The 20,606-nt window shown below is 68.3% G+C and carries 19 protein-coding genes; 9 read left to right on the top strand and 10 right to left on the bottom strand.

What is annotated here, in order from left to right; translation table 11 throughout:
* Nucleotides 1-65: 65 nt before the first annotated feature.
* Nucleotides 66-416: a helix-turn-helix domain-containing protein gene (locus OOJ98_RS30385; RefSeq protein ID WP_267058338.1), complete on the top strand. Its 351-nt coding sequence runs from the start codon at nt 66-68 to the stop codon at nt 414-416.
* A 35-nt stretch (nt 417-451) separates the two neighbouring features.
* Here the strand turns inward: OOJ98_RS30385 and OOJ98_RS30380 are convergent, their stop codons facing one another.
* Together OOJ98_RS30380 and OOJ98_RS30375 are read right to left on the bottom strand one after the other, a co-directional pair.
* Complete coding sequence (locus OOJ98_RS30380) at nt 452-1,660, bottom strand: NAD(P)/FAD-dependent oxidoreductase (protein WP_267058337.1); 1,209 nt, start codon at nt 1,658-1,660, stop codon at nt 452-454.
* A complete protein-coding gene (locus OOJ98_RS30375; RefSeq protein WP_267058336.1) occupies nt 1,657-2,118 on the bottom strand; it encodes a hypothetical protein in 462 nt (153 codons plus the stop codon). Before OOJ98_RS30375 ends, OOJ98_RS30380 begins: the two co-directional genes overlap by 4 nt.
* Nucleotides 2,119-2,218: 100 nt before the next feature.
* Here OOJ98_RS30375 and OOJ98_RS30370 point away from each other — a divergent pair, with 100 nt between their 5' ends.
* Nucleotides 2,219-2,833 (top strand): PadR family transcriptional regulator, encoded by a 615-nt coding sequence (locus OOJ98_RS30370; RefSeq protein ID WP_267058335.1) that lies wholly within the window; start codon nt 2,219-2,221, stop codon nt 2,831-2,833.
* Nucleotides 2,834-2,988: 155 nt separating this feature from the next.
* Here OOJ98_RS30370 and dnaB read toward each other — a convergent pair whose 3' ends face one another.
* On the bottom strand, nt 2,989-4,482 hold the full coding sequence (gene dnaB / locus OOJ98_RS30365; protein ID WP_267058334.1) for a replicative DNA helicase: 1,494 nt from the start codon (nt 4,480-4,482) through the stop codon (nt 2,989-2,991).
* 423 nt (nt 4,483-4,905) lie between these two features.
* On the opposite strand from dnaB, the gene OOJ98_RS30360 reads away from it, so the two are divergent.
* A complete protein-coding gene (locus OOJ98_RS30360) occupies nt 4,906-6,255 on the top strand; it encodes an MATE family efflux transporter (protein ID WP_267058333.1) in 1,350 nt (449 codons plus the stop codon).
* Between the two features lie 150 nt (nt 6,256-6,405).
* Here the strand turns inward: OOJ98_RS30360 and rplI are convergent, their stop codons facing one another.
* The 4 genes from rplI to rpsF form a co-directional block, all read right to left on the bottom strand.
* Complete coding sequence (gene rplI / locus OOJ98_RS30355) at nt 6,406-6,852, bottom strand: 50S ribosomal protein L9 (RefSeq protein ID WP_100575643.1); 447 nt, start codon at nt 6,850-6,852, stop codon at nt 6,406-6,408.
* Nucleotides 6,853-6,870: 18 nt separating this feature from the next.
* A complete protein-coding gene (rpsR, locus tag OOJ98_RS30350) occupies nt 6,871-7,107 on the bottom strand; it encodes a 30S ribosomal protein S18 (protein WP_003956534.1) in 237 nt (78 codons plus the stop codon).
* Between the two features lie 41 nt (nt 7,108-7,148).
* On the bottom strand, nt 7,149-7,745 hold the full coding sequence (locus OOJ98_RS30345; RefSeq protein ID WP_267058331.1) for a single-stranded DNA-binding protein: 597 nt from the start codon (nt 7,743-7,745) through the stop codon (nt 7,149-7,151).
* A 74-nt stretch (nt 7,746-7,819) separates the two neighbouring features.
* Complete coding sequence (rpsF, locus tag OOJ98_RS30340; protein ID WP_067162183.1) at nt 7,820-8,110, bottom strand: 30S ribosomal protein S6; 291 nt, start codon at nt 8,108-8,110, stop codon at nt 7,820-7,822.
* Nucleotides 8,111-8,374: 264 nt separating this feature from the next.
* On the opposite strand from rpsF, the gene OOJ98_RS30335 reads away from it, so the two are divergent.
* From OOJ98_RS30335 to OOJ98_RS30325, 3 genes are all read left to right on the top strand, one after another.
* Complete coding sequence (locus OOJ98_RS30335; RefSeq protein WP_267058329.1) at nt 8,375-8,689, top strand: hypothetical protein; 315 nt, start codon at nt 8,375-8,377, stop codon at nt 8,687-8,689.
* A 145-nt stretch (nt 8,690-8,834) separates the two neighbouring features.
* Nucleotides 8,835-9,953, top strand: a complete 1,119-nt coding sequence (locus tag OOJ98_RS30330) for a peptidoglycan bridge formation glycyltransferase FemA/FemB family protein (RefSeq protein ID WP_267058328.1) — start codon at nt 8,835-8,837, stop codon at nt 9,951-9,953.
* 65 nt (nt 9,954-10,018) lie between these two features.
* The gene (locus OOJ98_RS30325) at nt 10,019-11,050 is read left to right on the top strand and encodes an alanine racemase (RefSeq protein ID WP_267058327.1); all 1,032 of its coding nucleotides are present in this window, start codon (nt 10,019-10,021) and stop codon (nt 11,048-11,050) included.
* 85 nt (nt 11,051-11,135) lie between these two features.
* On the opposite strand, the gene OOJ98_RS30320 is transcribed toward OOJ98_RS30325, so the two are convergent.
* On the bottom strand, nt 11,136-12,644 hold the full coding sequence (locus OOJ98_RS30320) for a glycosyltransferase family 87 protein (RefSeq protein WP_267058326.1): 1,509 nt from the start codon (nt 12,642-12,644) through the stop codon (nt 11,136-11,138).
* A 135-nt stretch (nt 12,645-12,779) separates the two neighbouring features.
* Nucleotides 12,780-15,461: a transglycosylase domain-containing protein gene (locus OOJ98_RS30315; RefSeq protein WP_267058325.1), complete on the bottom strand. Its 2,682-nt coding sequence runs from the start codon at nt 15,459-15,461 to the stop codon at nt 12,780-12,782.
* A gap of 375 nt (nt 15,462-15,836) precedes the next feature.
* Here OOJ98_RS30315 and OOJ98_RS30310 point away from each other — a divergent pair, with 375 nt between their 5' ends.
* The 3 genes from OOJ98_RS30310 (at nt 15,837) to OOJ98_RS30300 (ending at nt 19,008) form a co-directional block, all read left to right on the top strand.
* On the top strand, nt 15,837-16,520 hold the full coding sequence (locus tag OOJ98_RS30310; protein WP_267058324.1) for a PadR family transcriptional regulator: 684 nt from the start codon (nt 15,837-15,839) through the stop codon (nt 16,518-16,520).
* Between the two features lie 50 nt (nt 16,521-16,570).
* Nucleotides 16,571-17,653, top strand: a complete 1,083-nt coding sequence (locus OOJ98_RS30305) for an inositol-3-phosphate synthase (RefSeq protein ID WP_267058323.1) — start codon at nt 16,571-16,573, stop codon at nt 17,651-17,653.
* An 83-nt stretch (nt 17,654-17,736) separates the two neighbouring features.
* Nucleotides 17,737-19,008 carry an MFS transporter gene (locus OOJ98_RS30300; RefSeq protein WP_267058322.1) on the top strand — a complete coding sequence of 424 codons (1,272 nt, stop codon included), beginning with the start codon at nt 17,737-17,739 and terminating at the stop codon, nt 19,006-19,008.
* A gap of 105 nt (nt 19,009-19,113) precedes the next feature.
* On the opposite strand, the gene OOJ98_RS30295 is transcribed toward OOJ98_RS30300, so the two are convergent.
* Nucleotides 19,114-20,556 (bottom strand): CCA tRNA nucleotidyltransferase, encoded by a 1,443-nt coding sequence (locus OOJ98_RS30295; protein WP_267058321.1) that lies wholly within the window; start codon nt 20,554-20,556, stop codon nt 19,114-19,116.
* Nucleotides 20,557-20,606 lie beyond the last annotated feature (50 nt).

Genomic DNA, 20,606 nt, shown 5'->3' with positions numbered 1-20,606 from the left:
CCGACGGGGACGCTAGTGAGGCGGCGGGTACCTCCAGGTTCCTTGCCGCGGACTACCGTCGGGGGATGCGTGCGTACCCCGGCAGCGTCTTCCTCGCCGACTGCCCGGCTCGGCTGGCCATCGAGATCATCGCCGACAAATGGGCGGTGGTCGTGCTGTTCGCGTTGAGCCGGAGACCGTGCAGGCACGGTGAGTTGACCGCCCTGATCGGCGGGATCTCACGGAAGGTCCTGACCCAGACGCTCCGGCGGTTGCAGGGGTACGGCCTGGTCGACCGCCACGCCGAAGGCGGAAAGGTCGAGTACGTGCTGACGGACCTGGGCGGGACGCTGGTGAAGCCGATTGCCGTGCTGACCGAATGGGCGCACGAGCACGGCGCGGCCGTGGTGGGATTCCGGGAACCCGCCACGGACTGAGCGCGCCTCGCCCGTGGTGGGGAGCCGGCCGGAGTTCAGGTGAGCGGGGCGGCCTTCGTGTTCCAGTCGATGTGGTGGTCGAACTGCCAGGCTGTCTTCTCCGGGTTGACCAGCTTCATGGCCGCCGGCATCACGAGGTCGCGCACGACGCGTCCGACCGGGCCTGCGGTCTTGTTGCTGTTCGTACGGGCGCCGAGCCTGATGATGCGTTCGACGCGGGGCCGGCGCAGCTGTTCGTACGTCGCGAAAGCCTGGTCGTAGGGCAGGTCCCTGAGGCAGCGCGCCAGTTCGACGGCGCTCTCGGTGGCGATGGAGGCGCCCTGCCCCGAGCTGGACGAGGCGGCGTGGGCCGCGTCGCCGATCAGGGTCATGCGGCCGCGGGTCCAGGTCGGGACCCTTGGCATGTTCTCCATCGGGCCGGTGATGAGGAGCCGGCCGGGGTCGGTACGGCTGATCATTTCGAGGGCGGGGGTGCGGTCGTCGGCGCATGCGGTCCGCAGCGTACGCATCCAGTGCTCCGCGCCGATCGCGCGGGCCTCGGCGACGGTCATCGGGAGGCCGTGGGGCAGGTTGACGAACCACATCGCCGAGGGGTCGTCGAAGACCTGGTAGCCGAAGAAGGCACGCTTGCCGAAGCACATGTACATGACGCCGTTGGTGGAGGGAAGCCCGGATCGGTCCATGCGGGCTCCGAAGCAGACCAGGCCGGCGTAGTTCGGCTGCGGCGCGAGCGGGTCGATGAGGGGGCGGACCGTGGAGCGGATGCCGTCGGCGCCGATCAGGATGTCGGCGTCGGCCCGGGTGCCGTCCGCGAAGTGCGCGGTGACGCCGGAGCCGGTGTCCGTCGCGTGGGTCAGCCGCTTGCCGTGGTGGATGGGTACCGAGCGGCGCTCCGCCTCGGCGTAGACCGCACGGTAGAAGTCGGCGCGCCAGACGAACTGCAGCGCCGGGAGGCGGGAGGGCGGGGCGAACTGGGCGAGGTGCTTGCCCGTCCAGCTCCGCAGGCCCATGGCGGTGACCGGTGTGCCGATGTCACGGACGACGGCACCCGCGCCGATCGCGTCGAGGGCGTTCTGGCCGTTGGGGGCAATGGTCATGGCGCCTCCGACCCCGTCGGCCGTGGAGTCGTACGCCTCGTAGACGGCGGCTTCGATGCCTGCGCGGTGGAGGGCCATCGCGGCGACGGGGCCCGCGATCCCGCCGCCGATGACGAGCGCCGTGCGGACCGTGCCGATGCGGGTCATGACCGGTTCCCCCTGGTCGGGTCGTCGATCGTCGGAACGCCGCCGGTCCTGTGGGCGCGGCGCACATCCTGGACGTAGGCGCGGGAGAACATCGCCGACAGGATCGCGATGCCACCCCGGTGGATGCGGATCTCGCTGTTCGTGGCCGAGCCGGACAGATGGATACGGCGGCCGGTCTCCTTGTCTCCGGTGGAGGAGGGCCGGGAGTCCTTGATCTTCCCGCGCGAGTTCCACCTCAGGTTCCCGTGGTCAAGGGCGGTGCTGTCGTCGACCAGGAGCTTCACCAGGGCGCGGTCCATGTCGAGGTGAATCTCGAGGTCATCGGGGAGGCCGGGGGAACGGAGGTCCAGGACGGCGGCCCCGTGGCGGGCCTTGACCTCGAAACGGCCGGCCTCGGTCCACCTTCCCAGGTGCTTGACGAGGCCGTGATCGCAGTGGATGCGCTCGGTGAGGGACATTTCGGTGGTTCCTCTCTGGGCTGCGTTGCGTTGACCACTCGATAGTTGCACTGCAACTAGTTTCTCGTCAACTAGTTGTTCCGGGGCTAAAGTGAAGGGCATGACTTCCTCTGCTCCGCGCAGTTCGCCCCTCGCCCTGACCGTCCTGGCCCTGCTGCACTACAAGCCGCTGCACCCGTACGGCATCCAGCGCCTGGTCAAGGACTGGGGCAAGGAGCAGGTGGTCAACGTCAAGCAGCGCGCGAACCTCTACCGCACGATCGAGCGGCTCAACGGCGAAGGGCTGATCGCGGTTCGCGAGACGGAGCGCGATCAGCAGTACCCCGAACGGACCGTGTACGACGTCACCGACGCGGGGCGCGCGACCGCCCGCGCCTGGCTGGAGGAGATGCTCTCCACGCCCAAGCAGGAATTCCCGGAGTTCCCGGCCGCCCTGTCGAACCTGCTGCTGCTCACGCCGGGAGAGATGGCGAACGTACTGGGGCTGCGGGCCGACGCCCTCGCGGAGAAGCTGGACCGCCTGGAAGCGGCCATGGCCGCGGAGGCGGACCGGGGGCTGCCGCGCATCACCCGCCTGGAGACCGAGTACCTGCGAGCCGTCACGGCCGCGGAGCTTGAGTGGGTGCGCGCGGTGGTCGACGACCTGCGGACCGGGGCGCTGGCGTGGTCGAAGGACCAGCTGGACGCCCTCGCGGAGGGGCCGGCGGACCAGTGAGGCCGTCCCCGGGGACGCCGGGGACGGCATGAAGCGATGCGCTCACGCGGGGGTCGGCCCCCGGCCGCTCGCCTCGCTTCCCCGCCCTTCGGGCCGGCCAAAGGAGATCGCCGGGGAGGGCAGGGCACGGAAGGCGCGGATCCGCGCCTCTCCCGTCAGGTCTGCGCCATGTCCACGAAGCGCGAGTAGTGGCCCTGGAACGCGACCGTGATGGTGGCCGTCGGGCCGTTACGGTGCTTGGCCACGATCAGGTCCGCCTCGCCCGCGCGGGGCGACTCCTTCTCGTAGGCGTCCTCACGGTGCAGCAGGATGACCATGTCCGCGTCCTGCTCGATGGAGCCGGATTCGCGGAGGTCGGACACCATCGGCTTCTTGTCCGTGCGCTGCTCGGGGCCACGGTTCAGCTGCGAGAGCGCGATGACCGGGAGCTGCAGCTCCTTGGCGAGGAGCTTCAGGTTTCGCGACATGTCCGAGACTTCCTGCTGCCGGCTCTCGGCGCGCTTCGAACCGCCGGACTGCATCAGCTGCAGATAGTCGATGACGACGAGGCGGAGGTCGTTGCGCTGCTTCAACCGCCGGCATTTGGCGCGGATTTCCATCATCGACAGGTTGGGCGAGTCGTCGATGTAGAGCGGCGCCTGGGAGACGTCCGGCATACGGCGGGCCAGGCGGGTCCAGTCCTCGTCGGTCATGGTGCCGGAGCGCATGTGGTGGAGCGCGACCCGGGCCTCTGCCGACAGCAGACGCATCGCGATCTCGTTGCGTCCCATTTCGAGCGAGAAGATCACGCTCGGCAGGTTGTGCTTGATGGAACAGGCCCGCGCGAAGTCGAGCGCCAGGGTCGACTTACCCATGGCGGGTCGGGCGGCGATGACGACCATCTGGCCTGGATGCAGGCCGTTGGTGAGCGAGTCGAAGTCGGTGAAGCCGGTGGGCACTCCGGTCATCTCGCCGCTGCGCGAGCCGATCGCCTCGATCTCGTCGAGGGCGCCCTCCATGATGTCGCCGAGCGGCAGATAGTCCTCGCTGGTGCGCTGCTCGGTGACCGCGTAGATCTCGGCCTGGGCGGAGTTGACGATGTCGTCGACGTCGCCGTCCGCCGCGTATCCCATTTGCGTGATCTTCGTGCCTGCCTCGACGAGCCGGCGCAGCACCGCACGCTCGTGGACGATCTCCGCGTAGTACGAGGCGTTGGCCGCCGTCGGCACCGACTGGACCAGCGTGTGCAGGTACGAGGCGCCGCCGACCCGGGTGATCTCGCCGCGCTTGACCAGCTCCGCGGCGACCGTGATGGGGTCGGCGGGCTCACCCTTGGCATAGAGGTCGAGGATCGCCGTGTAGACGGTCTCGTGCGCGGGCTTGTAGAAGTCGTGGCCCTTGATGATCTCCACGACGTCCGCGATGGCGTCCTTGGAGAGCAGCATGCCGCCCAGGACCGACTGTTCGGCGTCGATGTCCTGCGGGGGTACCCGCTCGAATCCGGAGGAACCGCCGTCCCAGTCGTCCTGACCGCGGTCGTGCTGATCGTCACGGCCTCTGCCGCGGCCACGGCCTCGGCCCTCGCTGTCGCCGCGTTGGCGGGAAACAGGCAGACGGTCGCTCGGACCGGTATCGGCCCAGGGCTCGTCCAACGGCTCGGGAATGCTCACCGGGCCACCTCCTCCCGTCCGCTCCGCGGACCTAGCCGTGCCACTCTTTTTACGGCACGACACTGACAAATCGAGATGCCCGACTCCGGTTCCGGCGCGTCGGGCGCCGGACCACGTTAGGCCCGCGAGCGGCGTCAGCCAATCTGGTTATCCACAGGGCATGTGGACGAACGACCGGATGCTGTGGAGAAGTCTCCGGAACCTGTGCACGGACCGGGGGACAGCACTGTGGACAAAGTCATAGCGCCTCCGCGATCACGGCTCTGACCTGCAGATTCTCCGTCCACCGGCTGTGGGGGAGAAAAACTTTCCCGACTGGCTCAAGATCGGAGCGGATGGCCCGCACACGAACCCGGAACGGACTCCGAAGTAAGGACCAGAGATGCATTGCGTCCATTACCTGTGGAAGATTAGATTGACCCCATGACACAGGCTCCCGCGGCGCCGGAGAACGACCGGCGCCCGTCCAGACGACGCCACGACCGCGAGATCGTGGCCCTCGCCGTGCCCGCCTTCGGCGCCCTGGTCGCCGAGCCTCTCTTCGTGATGGCCGACAGCGCGATCGTGGGTCACCTCGGCACTCCGCAACTGGCCGGTTTGGGTATTGCTGCGACCCTGCTCAGCACCGCCGTGAGCGTCTTCATCTTTCTCGCGTACGCCACCACCGCCGCCGTCTCGCGACGCGTCGGCGCGGGCGATCTGCGGGCCGCGATACGTCAGGGCATGGACGGCATCTGGCTCGCCCTGCTCCTGGGCGCCGTGGTCGTCGTCGCCGTTCTCCCCTCCGCCCCCTGGCTGGTCGAACTCTTCGGGGCCTCCGACACCGCGGCTCCGTTCGCCGTCACCTATCTCCGCATATCCGCGCTCGGCATTCCCGCCATGCTCATGGTGCTCGCCTCGACCGGCATCCTGCGGGGTCTTCAGAACACCAGGACGCCCCTGTACGTCGCCATCGGCGGCTTCGCCGTGAACGGCGCGCTCAATGTGGGGCTCGTCTACGGAGCCGGGCTCGGCATCGCCGGATCGGCATGGGGCACCGTCATCGCCCAGTTCGGCATGGCGGCCGTCTATCTCACCGTGGTCGTGCGCGGGGCGCGGCGTCACGGCGCCTCCCTGCGGCCCGACGCCGCGGGCATCAGGAACAGCGCACAGGCAGGCGTGCCCCTCCTCGTCCGTACGCTCTCGCTGCGTGCCGTCCTCATGATCGCCACCGCCGTCGCCGCCGGTCTGGGCGACGCCGACATCGCCGCCCACCAGATCATCCTGTCCCTCTGGAGCCTGATGGCCTTCGCGCTCGACGCGATCGCCATCGCCGGACAGGCGATCATCGGCCGCTATCTGGGGTCCGAAGACACCGAGGGGGCCCGCCAGGCCTGTCGGCGCATGGTCGAGTGGGGTGTCGCCTTCGGAGTTCTGCTCGGCCTGCTCGTGGTGGTCACCCGCCCTCTGTTCATGCCGCTCTTCACCAGCGACCACACCGTCCAGGACACCCTGCTTCCCGCTCTGCTGGTGGTGGCCGTCATCCAGCCGGTGGCCGGCGTGGTCTTCGTGCTCGACGGCGTACTGATGGGCGCGGGCGACGGCCCCTATCTGGCCTGGGCGATGCTGGTGACCCTCGCCGTCTTCGCCCCGGTCGCCCTGCTCGTGCCGACGCTGGGCGGCGGACTGACCGCACTGTGGTGGGCCATGGGCCTGATGATGGTGGTCCGGATGCTGACCCTTGCCTGGCGGGCCCGCTCCGGGCGCTGGCTGGTCACCGGCGCGACGCGCTGACCACGACACCGCATACGCCCTGTCCACGTCTGTTTCACGTGAAACGGACGCCCCCGGCGCGGCGGCGCACAAGGAGTCTCTTCTCTGTTTCACGTGAAACAGAGAACGGGCCGCACCCCAAAGGGTGCGGCCCGTTCTGCTGTGCAGTGCTTAGGCGGCGATGACCTCGACGCCAAGCTTCGCGACAACGTCGGCGTGCAGACGCACGGACACCTGGTGGGCACCAAGGGTCTTGATCGGCGCACCGAGCTCGACGCGGCGCTTGTCCACGTCCGGGCCACCGGCGGCCTTGATCGCCGAAGCGACGTCAGCCTGGGTGACGGAGCCGAAGAGACGGCCGGCGTCGCCGGAGCGAACAGCCAGACGCACCTTCACGCCTTCGAGACGGGCCTTGACCTCGTTGGCCTGCTCGATGGTCGCGATCTCGTGGATCTTGCGCGCACGACGGATCTGCGCGACATCCTTCTCGCCACCCTTGGTCCAGCGGATCGCGAAACCACGCGGGACCAGGTAGTTGCGAGCGTAGCCGTCCTTGACGTCAACGACGTCGCCGGCAGTGCCGAGGCCAGAGACCTCGTGGGTGAGGATGATCTTCATTTTTCGGTCACCCTTCCCTTATCGCGCGGTGGACGTGTAGGGCAGCAGCGCCATCTCACGGCTGTTCTTGACGGCCGTGGCGACGTCACGCTGGTGCTGCGTGCAGTTGCCGGTCACGCGGCGGGCACGGATCTTGCCGCGGTCGGAAATGAACTTCCGCAGCATGTTCGTGTCCTTGTAGTCCACGTAGACGGTCTTGTCCTTGCAGAAAGCGCAGACCTTCTTCTTAGGCTTGCGCACAGGCGGCTTCGCCATGGTGTTTCTCCTGTGTGATCAAGAAGTGGGGTTGAGCTGCCCTAGAAGGGCGGCTCGTCCGAGTAGCCGCCGCCGGAGCTTCCGCCCCAGCCACCGCCGCCGCCGCTGCCGCCACCCTGCTGCGGCTGTCCGCCGCCGGCCGGCGCGCTGGAGGCCCACGGGTCGTCGGCGGGAGCACCGCCGCCGCCCTGCTGGCCACCGCTGGGGGCTCCGCCCCAGCTGCCGCCGCCCTGCTGCTGACCGCCGCCGCCGTATCCACCCTGGCCACCGCGACCGGTGGTCTTGGTGACCTTGGCCGTGGCGCTCTTGAGGCTGGGGCCGACTTCCTCGACGTCCAGCTCGTAGACCGTGCGCTTGACGCCCTCGCGGTCCTCGTAGGACCGCTGCCTCAGCCGGCCCTGCACGACTACGCGCATGCCTCGCTGAAGCGACTCCGCGACGTTCTCCGCCGCCTGACGCCAGACCGAGCAGGTCAGGAACAGGCTTTCGCCGTCCTTCCACTCATTGGTCTGACGGTCGAAGGTGCGGGGAGTGGACGCGACACGGAACTTCGCGACGGCCGCACCGGAGGGGGTGAAGCGCAGCTCGGGGTCGTCGACGAGATTGCCGACGACCGTGATGACGGTCTCGCCTGCCATGGATGAACCTCTCGGCGGGGATTGCTGCTGGCTGCTGTGTTGCTACTCGGACCCGATTACCTCTGAGCGAAAGCTCAGTGGGTCTCGGGGCGGAGGACCTTGGTCCGGAGGACCGACTCGTTCAGGTTCATCTGACGGTCGAGCTCCTTGACGACCGCAGGCTCGGCCTGGAGGTCGATGACCGTGTAGATGCCCTCGGGCTTCTTCTTGATCTCGTAAGAGAGACGACGACGGCCCCAGGTGTCGACCTTCTCAACCTTTCCGTTGCCCTCGCGGACGACGGAGAGGAAGTTCTCGATCAGGGGAGAGACAGCGCGCTCCTCCAGATCGGGGTCGAGGATGACCATCACCTCGTAGTGACGCATGTGGAACCCACCTCCTTTGGACTCAGCGGCCACGGTCGTTCCGTGGCAGGAGGGTCGTGATGCGTTAGCAACGGTATCCGCACCCACTGACAATCCCCCTCCGTGAGGAGCGGGAGGGCATGCGGGCACGACTGACACCGGTGCAGACCGTCCAGAGTACCTGTTGACCTGCTTCCGGTTGAAATCCGGTGGGCAGGGGACGCAATCTGTACACATCGGTGTGTGCGGCGTCACTCGGCGCCGCCGTCCGCCAGGAGGTGCCCCATGGCACAAGCAGTGCGACCGAACTCCCCTGTTTCGCTCTTCGCCACCGACGGCAAGCCCCACCCGCTCCAGGACACGCTGATGGCCGTCACGGTCGTCCTGGGCGTGCTGGCCTTCACCACGGCCTGGTTCTACAACCTCCACCTGGTCAGCTCCTGGGCCGGTCTCATCGGGATCCTCACGGGTGCGTACGGCCAGTTCATCTCGGTGACGACGCGCGAGCGGTTCCTGTTGATCCTCGGCCTCGGCGCCTCGGCCGTCGGCTTCTTTCTCGGAATGGCACACGGCGGACTCTTCGGCGGCGTCGTCGGCTGACGGCCGCACGGCGACCGACACCACGGATGGCCGTACGGCGCTGTGCCGTGCGGCCATCCAGCGCGCTCCTGTGGCCCAGTAGGCTTCGGCACGAGAGCCGGAGCCCCTGACCCCATGGGGACACACCTGCCGAGGAGCGCCCCGCATGAGCCTGACCCTGAGGACCATCAGCCGTGAGCAGCATCTGGCGTACATCCAGAGCCTGCCCGCGGCGAGCCACTGCCAGGTCCCGGCGTGGGCTGACGTCAAGACGGAGTGGCGTTCGGAGAGCCTCGGCTGGTTCGACAAGAACGGCCAGCTCGTAGGCGCCGGCCTCGTCCTCTACCGCCAGCTCCCCAAGGTCAAGCGGTACTTGGCGTACCTGCCCGAGGGCCCGGTCATCAACTGGTACGCGCCCAACCTGGACGAGTGGCTGAAGCCGATGCTCGCCCACCTCAAGCAGCAGGGCGCGTTCTCGGTGAAGATGGGCCCTCCGGTCGTCATCCGCCGCTGGGACTCCGCGGCCATCAAGTCCGGCATCCAGGACCCCGATGTGAAGCGCCTGCGCGACGTCGAGGCCACCCACATCGAGGCGCGTGCCTTCGAAGTCGCCGACCGCCTGCGCAAGATGGGCTGGCAGCAGGGCGAGGACGGCGGCGCCGGGTTCGGTGACGTCCAGCCGCGTTACGTCTTCCAGGTGCCGCTGGCCAACCGCTCCCTCGACGACGTCCTCAAGGGCTTCAACCAGCTGTGGCGCCGCAACATCAAGAAGGCCGAGAAGGCCGGCGTCGAGGTCGTGCAGGGCGGCTACGAGGACCTCGCCGAGTGGCAGCGCCTGTACGAGATCACCGCGGTGCGCGACCACTTCCGGCCGCGCCCCCTGTCGTACTTCCAGCGCATGTGGACGGTCCTCAACTCCGAGGATCCCAACCGGATGCGGCTCTACTTCGCGCGCCACAACGGTGTGAACCTCTCGGCCGCGACGATGCTCGTCGTCGGCGGGCACGTCTGGTACTCCTACGGCGCCTCCGACAACATCGGCCGCGAGGTGCGTCCGTCCAACGCGATGCAGTGGCGGATGCTCCGCGACGCCTACGCGATGGGCGCGACCGTCTACGACCTCCGCGGCATCTCCGACTCCCTGGACGAGACCGACCACCTCTTCGGTCTGATCCAGTTCAAGGTGGGCACCGGTGGTGAGGCGGCCGAGTACCTCGGCGAGTGGGACTTCCCGCTCAACAAGCTGCTCCACAAGGCGCTGGACATGTATATGTCGCGCCGCTGACCGGTTGCGTAACCTCGTTCCCCGTACCTGCGACACATCGCAGCCATCAGAAAGGTCCGGACGGCATGGCGCTCACCCTCTACGTCGACTCCGCTCGCTGGCGGGCGCACCAGAAGTCCGTGATCGACCAGTTCCCGGGCATCGTCCCGGTCTGCAAGGGCAACGGCTACGGCTTCGGCCATGAGCGGCTCGCGGACGAGGTGTCCCGGTTCGGCTCGGACATCCTGGCGGTCGGCACCACCTATGAGGCCGCCAAGATCAAGGACTGGTTCAGCGGCGACCTACTCGTCCTGACGCCGTTCCGGCGCGGCGAGGAGCCGGTGCCGCTGCCGGACCGCGTCATCCGTTCGGTCTCGTCGGTCGACGGCGTGCACGCCCTGGTGGGCGCCCGCGTGGTCATCGAGTGCATGAGCTCGATGAAGCGCCACGGCGTGAAGGAGGAGGAGCTCGGCCTGCTCCGCTCCGCCATCGAGGACGTACGGCTCGAAGGCTTCGCGCTGCACCTGCCGCTCGACCGGACCGACGGCTCGGACGCCGTCGAGGAGGTCATCGCGTGGATGGACCGGCTGCGCGCGGCCCGGCTTCCGCTGCACACCATGTTCGTCAGCCACCTGCGCGCCGAGGAGCAGGCCCGGCTGCAGCAGCAGTTCCCGCAGACCCGGTTCCGGGCCCGCATCGGCACGCGGCTGTGGCTCGGCGACCACGAGGCGACCGAGTACCGGGGCTCCGTCCTCGACGTCACCCGGGTCACCAAGGGCGACCGGTTCGGCTACCGCCAGCAGAAGGTCGCATCCGACGGCTGGCTGGTCGTGGTGGCCGGCGGCACCTCGCACGGCGTGGGCCTCGAGGCTCCGAAGGCGCTGCACGGTGTGATGCCTCGGGCCAAGGGCGTCGCCCGTGCCGGGCTCGCCACCGTCAACCGCAATCTGTCGCCGTTCGTCTGGGCGGGCAAGCAGCGCTGGTTCGCGGAGCCGCCGCACATGCAGGTGTCCATCCTGTTCGTGCCGTCGGACTCGCAGGAGCCGCACGTAGGTGACGAGTTGGTCGCCCATCTGCGCCACACGACCACGCAGTTCGACCGCCTCATCGAGCGCTAGCGGGGTTTCCCCGCACGTTGCACTTCGGGCCCCTGACCGACGACAGCCGCCGTCGCTCAGGGGCCCGACTCCTGTTACCGGCCTTTCAGCGCGCGGGAGTTCGCATGCCCCACTCGACCCGCGGCCCTTCGTCGAGCATGGCCGCGTGACGCGGGGGGTGCGCCGCCTGGCCGAGCACGAAGACGTCCTCGGCCCGGTCCAGTACGCCACCCGACGGGTCGTCCGAGCCGTCTCGCCGTACAACGTCCCGGTCCGGCATCAGGATGTCGCGCACCACCACGCCACAGAGGTACAGCGTGGTCAACAGGTGGACGGCGATGGCCAGTTGATACCCCTCGGTCGGCAGCCCCTGGTGCTTCTCGCCGCTCATCGTGTAGGCGAGGTACAGCCAGATTCCCAGGAAGTACACGACCTCGCCGGCCTGCCAGATGAGGAAGTCCCGCCAGCGCGGCCGGGCAAGCACGGCCAACGGGATCAGCCACAGGACGTACTGCGGTGAGTAGACCTTGTTGGTGATGATGAACGCGGCGACGATCAGGAAGGCGAGCTGAGCGAAGCGCGGGCGACGCGGCGCGGTCAGCGTGAGCACCGTGATCCCGACGCACGCGAGCACCATGAGGATCAGGGCCAGCGTGTTCACCAGGTCGGTGTCCAGGCCCTGGCCCGTGCGCTGCGAAATGATCAGCCAGAACGATCCGAAGTCGACGGACCGCTCCTGGCTGAAGGTGTAGAACTTCTTCCACCCCTCCGGCGCGAGCATCATCACCGGCAGGTTCACGACCAGCCAGGCACCGGCGGCGCCCAGCGCCGCGGCGCCGAACTCGCGCCACTTCCCGGCCCGCCAGCACAGGACGAGCAGGGGGCCGAGGATCAGTACGGGGTACAGCTTCGCGGCGGTCGCCAGGCCGATCAGGATGCCGAAGGCGAGCGGTCGGCTGCGCGACCACATCAGCAGGGCGGCCGCGGTGAGGGCGACGGCGAAGAGGTCCCAGTTGATGGTGGCCGTGAGCGCGAACGCGGGGGCCAGGGCGACCAGGAGGGCGTCCCAGGGGCGCCTGCGGTGGGTGCGTGCGACGCACACGGCGATGACGGCCGTGCAGACCATCAGCATTCCCGCGTTGGCCATCCAGTACATCTGCTCGCGGTGCTGCATGTCGCCGCTGCCCGGCGTGAGCCAGGAGGCGACCTCCATGAACAGCCCGGTCAGCACCGGGTATTCGAGGTAGTTCATGTCGCCGTTGAGCCGGTCGAAATACGGCACGAGATTGTCGGCGAACCCACGGAGCGAGTACAGGTGCGGGATGTCCGAATAGCAGGCGTGCGTGTACTGCGAATTGGCGCCCCGGAACCAGGCCCAGTCGTAGCAGGGCAGCTTCTGCGCCATCCCGAGGGCGAACATCCCGATCGCGACGAGCACCACGATCCTGACCGGGGTGAGCCACCGGTGGCCGGGCCCGGCCCACCGGCCGAGCGGGCCGCCGATCAGCTGGCTGCCCGCCGCGGCGACCTCGTCCTGTTCCGTGGGGCGCACGACGGGTTCCGCGGAGTCTCCGCGCCGGTCCTCGTACGCACGGGGGCTCGTCTCGCTCGTCATGCCGGACATCCTGCCGTACACCGCTGTGGATACGGGGAGCGGCCGTGTTTCACGTGAAACGAGGTCGCTGTTTCACGTGAAACGGGGGGTGGTGTTTCACGTGAAACACCACCCCCCGTTCCTCAGCCGGCCGGTCTAGCCGCCGTTGGTTCCTCCGAACCAACCGCCGGGTCCCGCTCCGCCGGTCCCGCCGCCGGGTTTGGTTCGGCTGGGCGTCGGGCTGGGGGTCGGCCCGCCGTCCGTCCCGCCGTTCGTCGGCCCCTGATTCGCGCCACCCGTGTTGTCGTTGCAGGTCCAGTCCCACCGGCTGCACGTGCTGCTGGGGCTCGGAGACGGGGACATCGTCGGAGTCTGGGACGGCTTGATGGACGGGGACGGCGAGGGCGGGGTGCTCGGGGTCGCCACCGGGGTGGGGCTGGGCGACATGCCGCCGCCGTAGACCTTGTCGCCGATCTTCTCCGGCGCGGGGAAGGGCACGGCGGGGGAGCCGCCGAGCGCCTCCTGCATGTAGTCGTGCCAGATGGTCGACGGGAAGGACGCACCATGGATCTTCTCCTGGCCACCCGTCCCGAACATCTTCAGGAACTCGCGCTTCTTACTGGTCTCGTTGTCGTCGAGGCGGTACATGCCGACGGCGGTCGAGTACTGCGGGGTGTAGCCGACGAACCATGCCGACCGGTTGCCGTCGGTGGTACCGGTCTTGCCCGCCACCTGCCGGCCGCTGAGCTTGGCGTTGGTTCCGGTGCCCTTGTCGACGACGTTCTTCAGGACGTCCGTGACGTTGTTGGCCACGGCGGCAGGGAAGGCGCTCTTGGACTGGTCCTCGTGTGTGTAGATCACCCGCCCGTTCTTCTTGACCTGAGTCACGGAGAACGGGTCTCGCTGGGTGCCGCTGGCCGCGAAGGTGGCGTATGCGCCCGCCATGCGGATCGCGCTGGGCGACGAGGTGCCGATGGAGAAGGACGGGACGCTGGAGGAGGCCATGCTGGTCTTGCTGTCGCGCAGCCCCGCCGCCATGGCCGCCTGCTTGACCTTGTCGGTTCCTACGTCCATACCGAGCTGGACGTAGGGGGTGTTCACCGACTCCTGCATCGCGTACCGCAGGTCGATGGCGTAGCTCGGCGGGTTGTACGACTCATCGCCGTCGTTGGTCTGCAGCCATTCGTTGCCGTTCTCGTCCTTCCAGACGGTCCCGTCATAGTTCTTGATCTTCAGCTTGTTCTTGCCGCTGTAGATGCTGTCCGGAGAGACGGGGGTACGGGAGGAGTCGCCCTGTGAGGCGGGCTTGTTCGGATCGCGCTTGCCGTACTCCATGCCGGCCGCGAGGACGAACGGCTTGAAGGTCGAACCGACCTGGGCGCCGGTCTCGTCGGCGTTGTTGGTGAAGTGCTTGGTCGCGTCGTCGCCGCCGTAGATGGCCACGATGGCCCCGGTCTTCACATCCACCGAAGCGGCGCCGAACTGGACGAACGTGTCCTTGGTGGGGCGCTTCTTGGGGTCGATGTTCTTGTCCCGGACCTTCTTGACCACGCCCTCCATCTCCTGGACCTTCTTCTTGTCGAAGGTCGTGAAGATCTGGTAGCCGCCCTGAGACAGGTTCATGTCCGGGTTGCTGTTCTTCGCGGACGCCTGGGCCAGGGAGACGAGGTAGCCGATCTGCCCGCTCAGGTTGGCGCCCTTCTTGGGCTTGTCGGGCATCGGGAAGACCCGGTACTTGTCCCGCTCGGCTTGGGCCATGTGCTTGTCCTTGACCTCTTGGTCGAGGATCCACGTCCAGCGTTCGGTGGCGTTCTTGGTGTTCTGCTCGGCGGTGGCCGCGGGGTCGATCTCGGGGGCACCGGCCGGGTCGAAGTAGGTAGCACCCTTGAGGAGCGAGGCGAGGAAGGCGCACTGGCTCGGGTCGAGGCTCTTGGCGTCCTTGCCGTAATACGTGCGGGCGGCGGCCTGCAGGCCGTAGGCGCCGCGCCCGTAGTAGGCGGTGTTCAGATAGCCCGCCATGATCTCGGACTTCTTCTTGGTCGCGCCGACCTTGATGGAGATGAAGAGCTCTTTGAACTTACGCGTGATCGTCTGCGACTGGTCGTTGAGCTGGGCGTTCTTCACGTACTGCTGCGTGATGGTCGAACCGCCCTGCGTCTGGCCGCCCTTGGCCATGTTCAGGAGCGCGCGGGCGATGCCCTGGGGGTCGACACCGCTGTCGGTCTCGAAGGTCTTGTTCTCCGCCGAGATGACGGCGTACCGCATCGCCGAGGGGATCTGCTCGTACGGGATGATCTGACGGTTGACCTCACCGCCGGTGGCGACCATCTGCGACCCGTCGGCCCAGTAGTAGACGTTGTTCTGCGCCTTCGCCGCCTGCGCGACATCGGGGATGGCCACCATGTAGTAGGCCGCGCCGATGAAGGCGACGAGCAGGCCGAAACAGGCCAGCGAGCAGGCGCTGACGAGCTTCCAGGACGGCACCCAGCGCCGCCAGCCCTGTTTGCCGAAGCGCGGATAGTCGATGAAGCGCTTCTTGCCGGAACCGCCGGAGGCACTCCGGCGGCCCGGCCCCCTGGGCGGACCCGCGACGTCCGGTGCGCGCCGGCGGCCGCCGCGCTGGGCCTTGCGGGCCTCGGCCCGGCCGCCGTAAGCGGGGTCCTCCTCGCGCGGGGTGGACGTCGATCCGTACGCACCGGACGACGAGTGGGCCGATGGCCCCGGAGAACCGGACGTCGGCCTGGCCCCCCTGCGACCGGAGGGCTGCTGCGCGGCGCGCCGGGCCGCGGCACGCCCACCGCCTTGGGGCTGCGGCGGTTTGCGACGGTGCTCGCTCATCGAACGACTACTCCTCGGGCAGGCGAGAGCGCCTGGAAACGGCAGCTGAGTTCCTGTCCCCCCGGTGCGCCCGGCCGCCCCGCGAGGGACGGCGACGCGCTGCATCCCGTGTGCCGATGGCGCTGAACACGCCGACGCCCCCTGACGTCACTCGGCACACAGTGGTCTGCATGGCGCACAGACTACGCACGGTCAAAACCTCCTTAGGGCCGAAGTTCACCCCAAATCAGGCAACTTGCTCCCTGTGAATCCAGGATGTGACGCCGTTCACCATGGCTCCCCTTGCCGCGGCTGCCGCACCGCCCTATCGTGCTGATGTATCGAGTCGATACATCAGCACGGCATAAAGGTCCCCGACAGCCGAGGAGGCGAAGGATGAGCAGACGCTCCGGCATCCTCGAATTCGCCGTACTCGGCCTGCTCCGCGAGGCCCCGATGCACGGTTATGAGCTGCGCAAGCGGCTCAACACCTCGCTGGGGATCTTCCGGGCCTTCAGTTACGGGACCCTCTACCCCTGCCTCAAGACGCTGGTCGCCAACGGCTGGTTGATCGAGGAGCCGGGCAGCGCGCCCGAGGAGGCGCTCGCCGCTTCACTCGCAGGGCGCCGCGCCAAGATCGTCTACCGGTTGACGGCGGAAGGTAAGGAGCACTTCGAGGAGCTGCTCTCCCACACCGGCCCCGACACCTGGGAGGACGAGCACTTCGCCGCCCGTTTCGCCTTCTTCGGCCAGACGGAGCGAGAGGTGCGGATGCGCGTGCTGGAAGGGCGCCGTAGCCGGCTGGAGGAGCGTCTTGAGAAGATGCGCGCCTCCCTGGCCCGTACGCGCGAGCGCCTGGACGACTACACGCTTGAGCTGCAGCGCCACGGCATGGAGTCCGTGGAGCGCGAAGTGCGCTGGCTGAACGAGCTCATCGAGAGCGAGCGGGCGGGACGGGATCAGCGATCCGGCCCCGCCACCGGCTCCGCTCAGCAGGACCACACATCAGGAGAGACGGGCGGCCTGCCCCGGCACCGGGACAGCACCCGGCCGGATCCGTCCGAGGACACCGCCAACTGAAGGCCCTGCACTCGCAGGACTTCGAAAAGATCGAACAGGGAGCAACCGGAATGGGTTCGGTTCGCGTAGCCATCGTCGGCGTGGGCAACTGCGCCGCCTCGCTGGTGCAGGGCGTCGAGTACTACAAGGACGCCGATCCGGCCGCCAAGGTCCCGGGTCTCATGCACGTCCAGTTCGGCGAGTACCACGTCGGTGACGTGGAGTTCGTCGCCGCGTTCGACGTCGACGCCAAGAAGGTCGGCCTCGACCTCTCGGACGCCATCGGCGCCAGCGAGAACAACACCATCAAGATCTGCGACGTCCCGAACAAGGGCGTCACGGTCCAGCGCGGCCACACCCTGGACGGTCTCGGCAAGTACTACCGCATGACCATCGAGGAGTCCCCCGAGGCTCCCGTCGATGTCGTCCAGATCCTCAAGGACAAGCAGGTCGACGTCCTGATCTGCTACCTGCCGGTCGGCTCCGAGGACGCGGCGAAGTTCTACGCGCAGTGCGCCATCGACGCCAAGGTCGCGTTCGTCAACGCCCTCCCGGTCTTCATCGCCGGCACCAAGGAGTGGGCGGACAAGTTCACCGAGGCGGGCGTCCCGATCGTCGGCGACGACATCAAGTCGCAGGTCGGCGCCACCATCACGCACCGCGTGATGGCCAAGCTGTTCGAGGACCGCGGTGTCCGTCTTGAGCGCACCATGCAGCTCAACGTCGGCGGCAACATGGACTTCAAGAACATGCTGGAGCGCGACCGCCTGGAGTCGAAGAAGATCTCCAAGACGCAGGCCGTCACCTCGCAGATCCCCGACCGCGACCTGGGCGAGAAGAACGTCCACATCGGTCCGTCGGACTACGTGGCGTGGCTGGACGACCGCAAGTGGGCGTACGTGCGCCTCGAGGGCCGTGCCTTCGGCGACGTTCCGCTGAACCTCGAGTACAAGCTCGAGGTCTGGGACTCCCCGAACTCGGCGGGTGTCATCATCGACGCCCTCCGTGCCGCGAAGATCGCCAAGGACCGCGGCATCGGCGGCCCGATCCTGTCGGCGTCGAGCTACTTCATGAAGTCCCCGCCGGTGCAGTACTTCGACGACGAGGCCTACGCCAACGTCGAGAAGTTCATCAAGGGCGAGGTCGAGCGCTAGAGCTCGCACCCCTGAGGACTGCCGAAGGGTCCCTGTGCGCCGAGTGCGCACAGGGACCCTTCGGGTATGTGACGCTTGCTTCCATGCCCGTCGTACGTGATCTCCGCGTGCTCCTGCGCCTGAAGCACTTCCGGCACCTGCTGGCGGTGCGGCTGCTGTCCCAGGCGGCCGACGGCGTCTACCAGGTCGCCCTCGCCACGTACGTCGTCTTCTCCCCCGAGAAACAGGCCTCGCCGGGCGCGATCGCCTCCGCCATGGCGGTCCTGCTCCTTCCGTACTCGCTCGTCGGACCCTTCGCGGGCGTCCTGCTCGACCGATGGCGCCGCCGCCAGGTCTTCCTCTACGGCAACCTGTTGCGCACAGCGCTGGCCGGCTGCACCGCGCTGCTCGTCCTCGGCCACGTCCCCGACTGGCTCTTCTACGCCTCCGCCCTCGCCGTGACGGCCGTCAACCGCTTCGTGCTCGCCGGACTCTCGGCCTCCCTGCCCCGGGTGGTCGACGAAGAGCGGCTCGTCATGGCCAACTCGCTCTCCCCGACCGCCGGCACGCTGGCCGCCACGGCGGGCGGCGGGCTCGCCTTCGCCCTGCGCCTCGTGATCGACGCGGATGCCGCGACCGTCCTTCTGGGCGCCGTCCTCTATCTCTGCGCATCCCTGGCCTCCCTGCGCCTGCCGGCGGGGCTGCTCGGCCCCGACCCCACGATGGTCCGGCCAGGCATCGCCGCGGTGCTCCGCTCCACGGCCCGTGGACTCGCCGACGGCGTACGGCACTTGAACGAGCGCAGATCCGCCGCGCGCGTCCTCACCGCCATGACCCTGATGCGGTTCTGCTACGGCGCGCTCACCGTGATGCTGCTGATGCTCTGCCGCTATGCCTGGGCCGACGGGGCGAGCGGGGGGACGGGCGGTCTCGCTCTTCTCGGGCTCGCCGTGGGTGTCTCGGGAGCGGGCTTCTTCGTGGCGGCGCTCGTCACTCCGTGGGCGGTGGCCCGGCTGGGCCAGTACCGGTGGATCATGGTGTGTGCGGCCGCCGCCGCGGTGCTCGAACCGGCGCTCGGGCTGCCCTTCGCCCCCGCTCCGATGATCGTGGCCGCCTTCGTCCTCGGCCTCGTCACGCAGGGCGCGAAGATCACGACGGACACGGTGATCCAGTCGACGGTGGACGACGCGTTCCGGGGCCGGATCTTCTCCCTCTACGACGTCCTGTTCAACATGGCGTTCGTCGGGGCGGCAGCGGTTGCCGCCCTCATGCTCCCCGCGGACGGCCGCTCCGCCTCCCTCGTCCTGACGGTGTCCGTCATCTATGCGGGGGTGGCCGTTCTCATGACCCGGTTTTCGCTGGCGCGCGTCTCCTAGGGGGTCGGCGGCTGCCGGCCTTTCACGGCGAGGGGCGGTGTTTCACGTGAAACACCGCCCCTCGCTCAGGCCGCCGAGCCGTCGTGTTTCACGTGAAACACGGCCTCAGCCCTGAGCGGCCCACCACTCCTTCAGCGCCGCGATCGCCGCCTCGTGATCCATGGGGCCGTTCTCCAGCCGCAGCTCCAGCAGGTGCTTGTACGCCTGCCCGATCGCGGGACCCGGCCCGACACCCAGGATCTCCATGATCTGGTTGCCGTCCAGGTCGGGACGGATCGAGTCCAGCTCCTCCTGCTGCTGAAGCTCCGCGATCCGCTCCTCCAGGCCGTCGTACGCCCGCGACAGCGCGTTCGCCTTGCGCTTGTTGCGCGTGGTGCAGTCCGAGCGCGTGAGCTTGTGCAGCCGGTCGAGGAGGGGCCCCGCGTCACGGACGTACCGCCGCACCGCCGAGTCGGTCCACTCTCCGGTGCCGTAGCCGTGGAAGCGCAGATGCAGCTCCACGAGCTGCGAGACGTCCTTGACCATGTCGTTCGAGTACTTCAGCGCACTCATCCGCTTCTTGGTCATCTTCGCTCCGACCACCTCGTGGTGGTGGAAGGAGACCCGCCCGTCCGACTCGAAGCGCCGCGTCCTCGGCTTGCCGATGTCGTGCAGCAGCGCGGCCAGCCGCAGCACCAGGTCCGGGCCGTTCTCCTCCAGGTCGATCGCCTGGTCGAGGACGATCAGCGAGTGCTCGTAGACGTCCTTGTGCCGGTGGTGTTCGTCACTCTCCAGCCGCAGGGCCGGCAGCTCCGGCAGGACGTGGTCGGCGAGCCCGGTGTCGACGAGGAGCCGCAGGCCCTTCTTCGGGTGCGCGGAGAGCAGCAGCTTGTTCAGCTCGTCCCGTACGCGCTCCGCGGAGACGATCTCGATGCGGCCCGACATGTCCGTCATGGCCGTGACGACCTCGGGGGCCACCTCGAAGTCCAGCTGGGCGGCGAAGCGCGCGGCGCGCATCATCCGGAGCGGATCGTCGGAGAAGGACTCCTCGGGCGTCCCGGGCGTGCGCAGGACGCGTGCGGCCAGGTCTTCGAGGCCGCCGTACGGGTCGACGAACTCCTTCTGCGGCAGGGCCACCGCCATGGCGTTCACGGTGAAGTCGCGGCGTACCAGGTCCTGCTCGATGGAGTCGCCGTAGGACACCTCGGGCTTGCGCGAGGTCCGGTCGTACGCCTCGGAGCGGTACGTCGTCACCTCGATGAGGTAGCCGTCCTTCTGGCAGCCGACCGTGCCGAAGGCGATCCCGACCTCCCAGACCGCGTCCGCCCAGGGCCGCACGATCTTCAGCACGTCCTCGGGGCGGGCATCGGTGGTGAAGTCCAGGTCGTTGCCGAGGCGCCCGAGCAGCGCGTCCCGGACCGAGCCGCCGACCAGGGCGAGCGAGAAGCCCGCCTCCTCGAATCGGACGGCGAGGTCGTCCGCGACTGGGGAGACCCGCAGCAGTTCGCTCACCGCGCGGCGCTGCACCTGGCTCAGTGCACTGGGATTGTCTTCGTTGGCGTTCGGCACAACAGAAAAGGGTACGTGGCCCGGCCGACCGGGACGTCACCCTTTATCGC

It is taken from the genome of Streptomyces sp. NBC_00083, from assembly GCF_026343295.1.
In the GTDB taxonomy this organism is placed as follows: Bacteria; Actinomycetota; Actinomycetes; order Streptomycetales; family Streptomycetaceae; genus Streptomyces.
The sequence above is the reverse complement of the archived record's forward strand: the minus strand, read 5'-3'. Positions and strand labels throughout refer to the sequence as shown.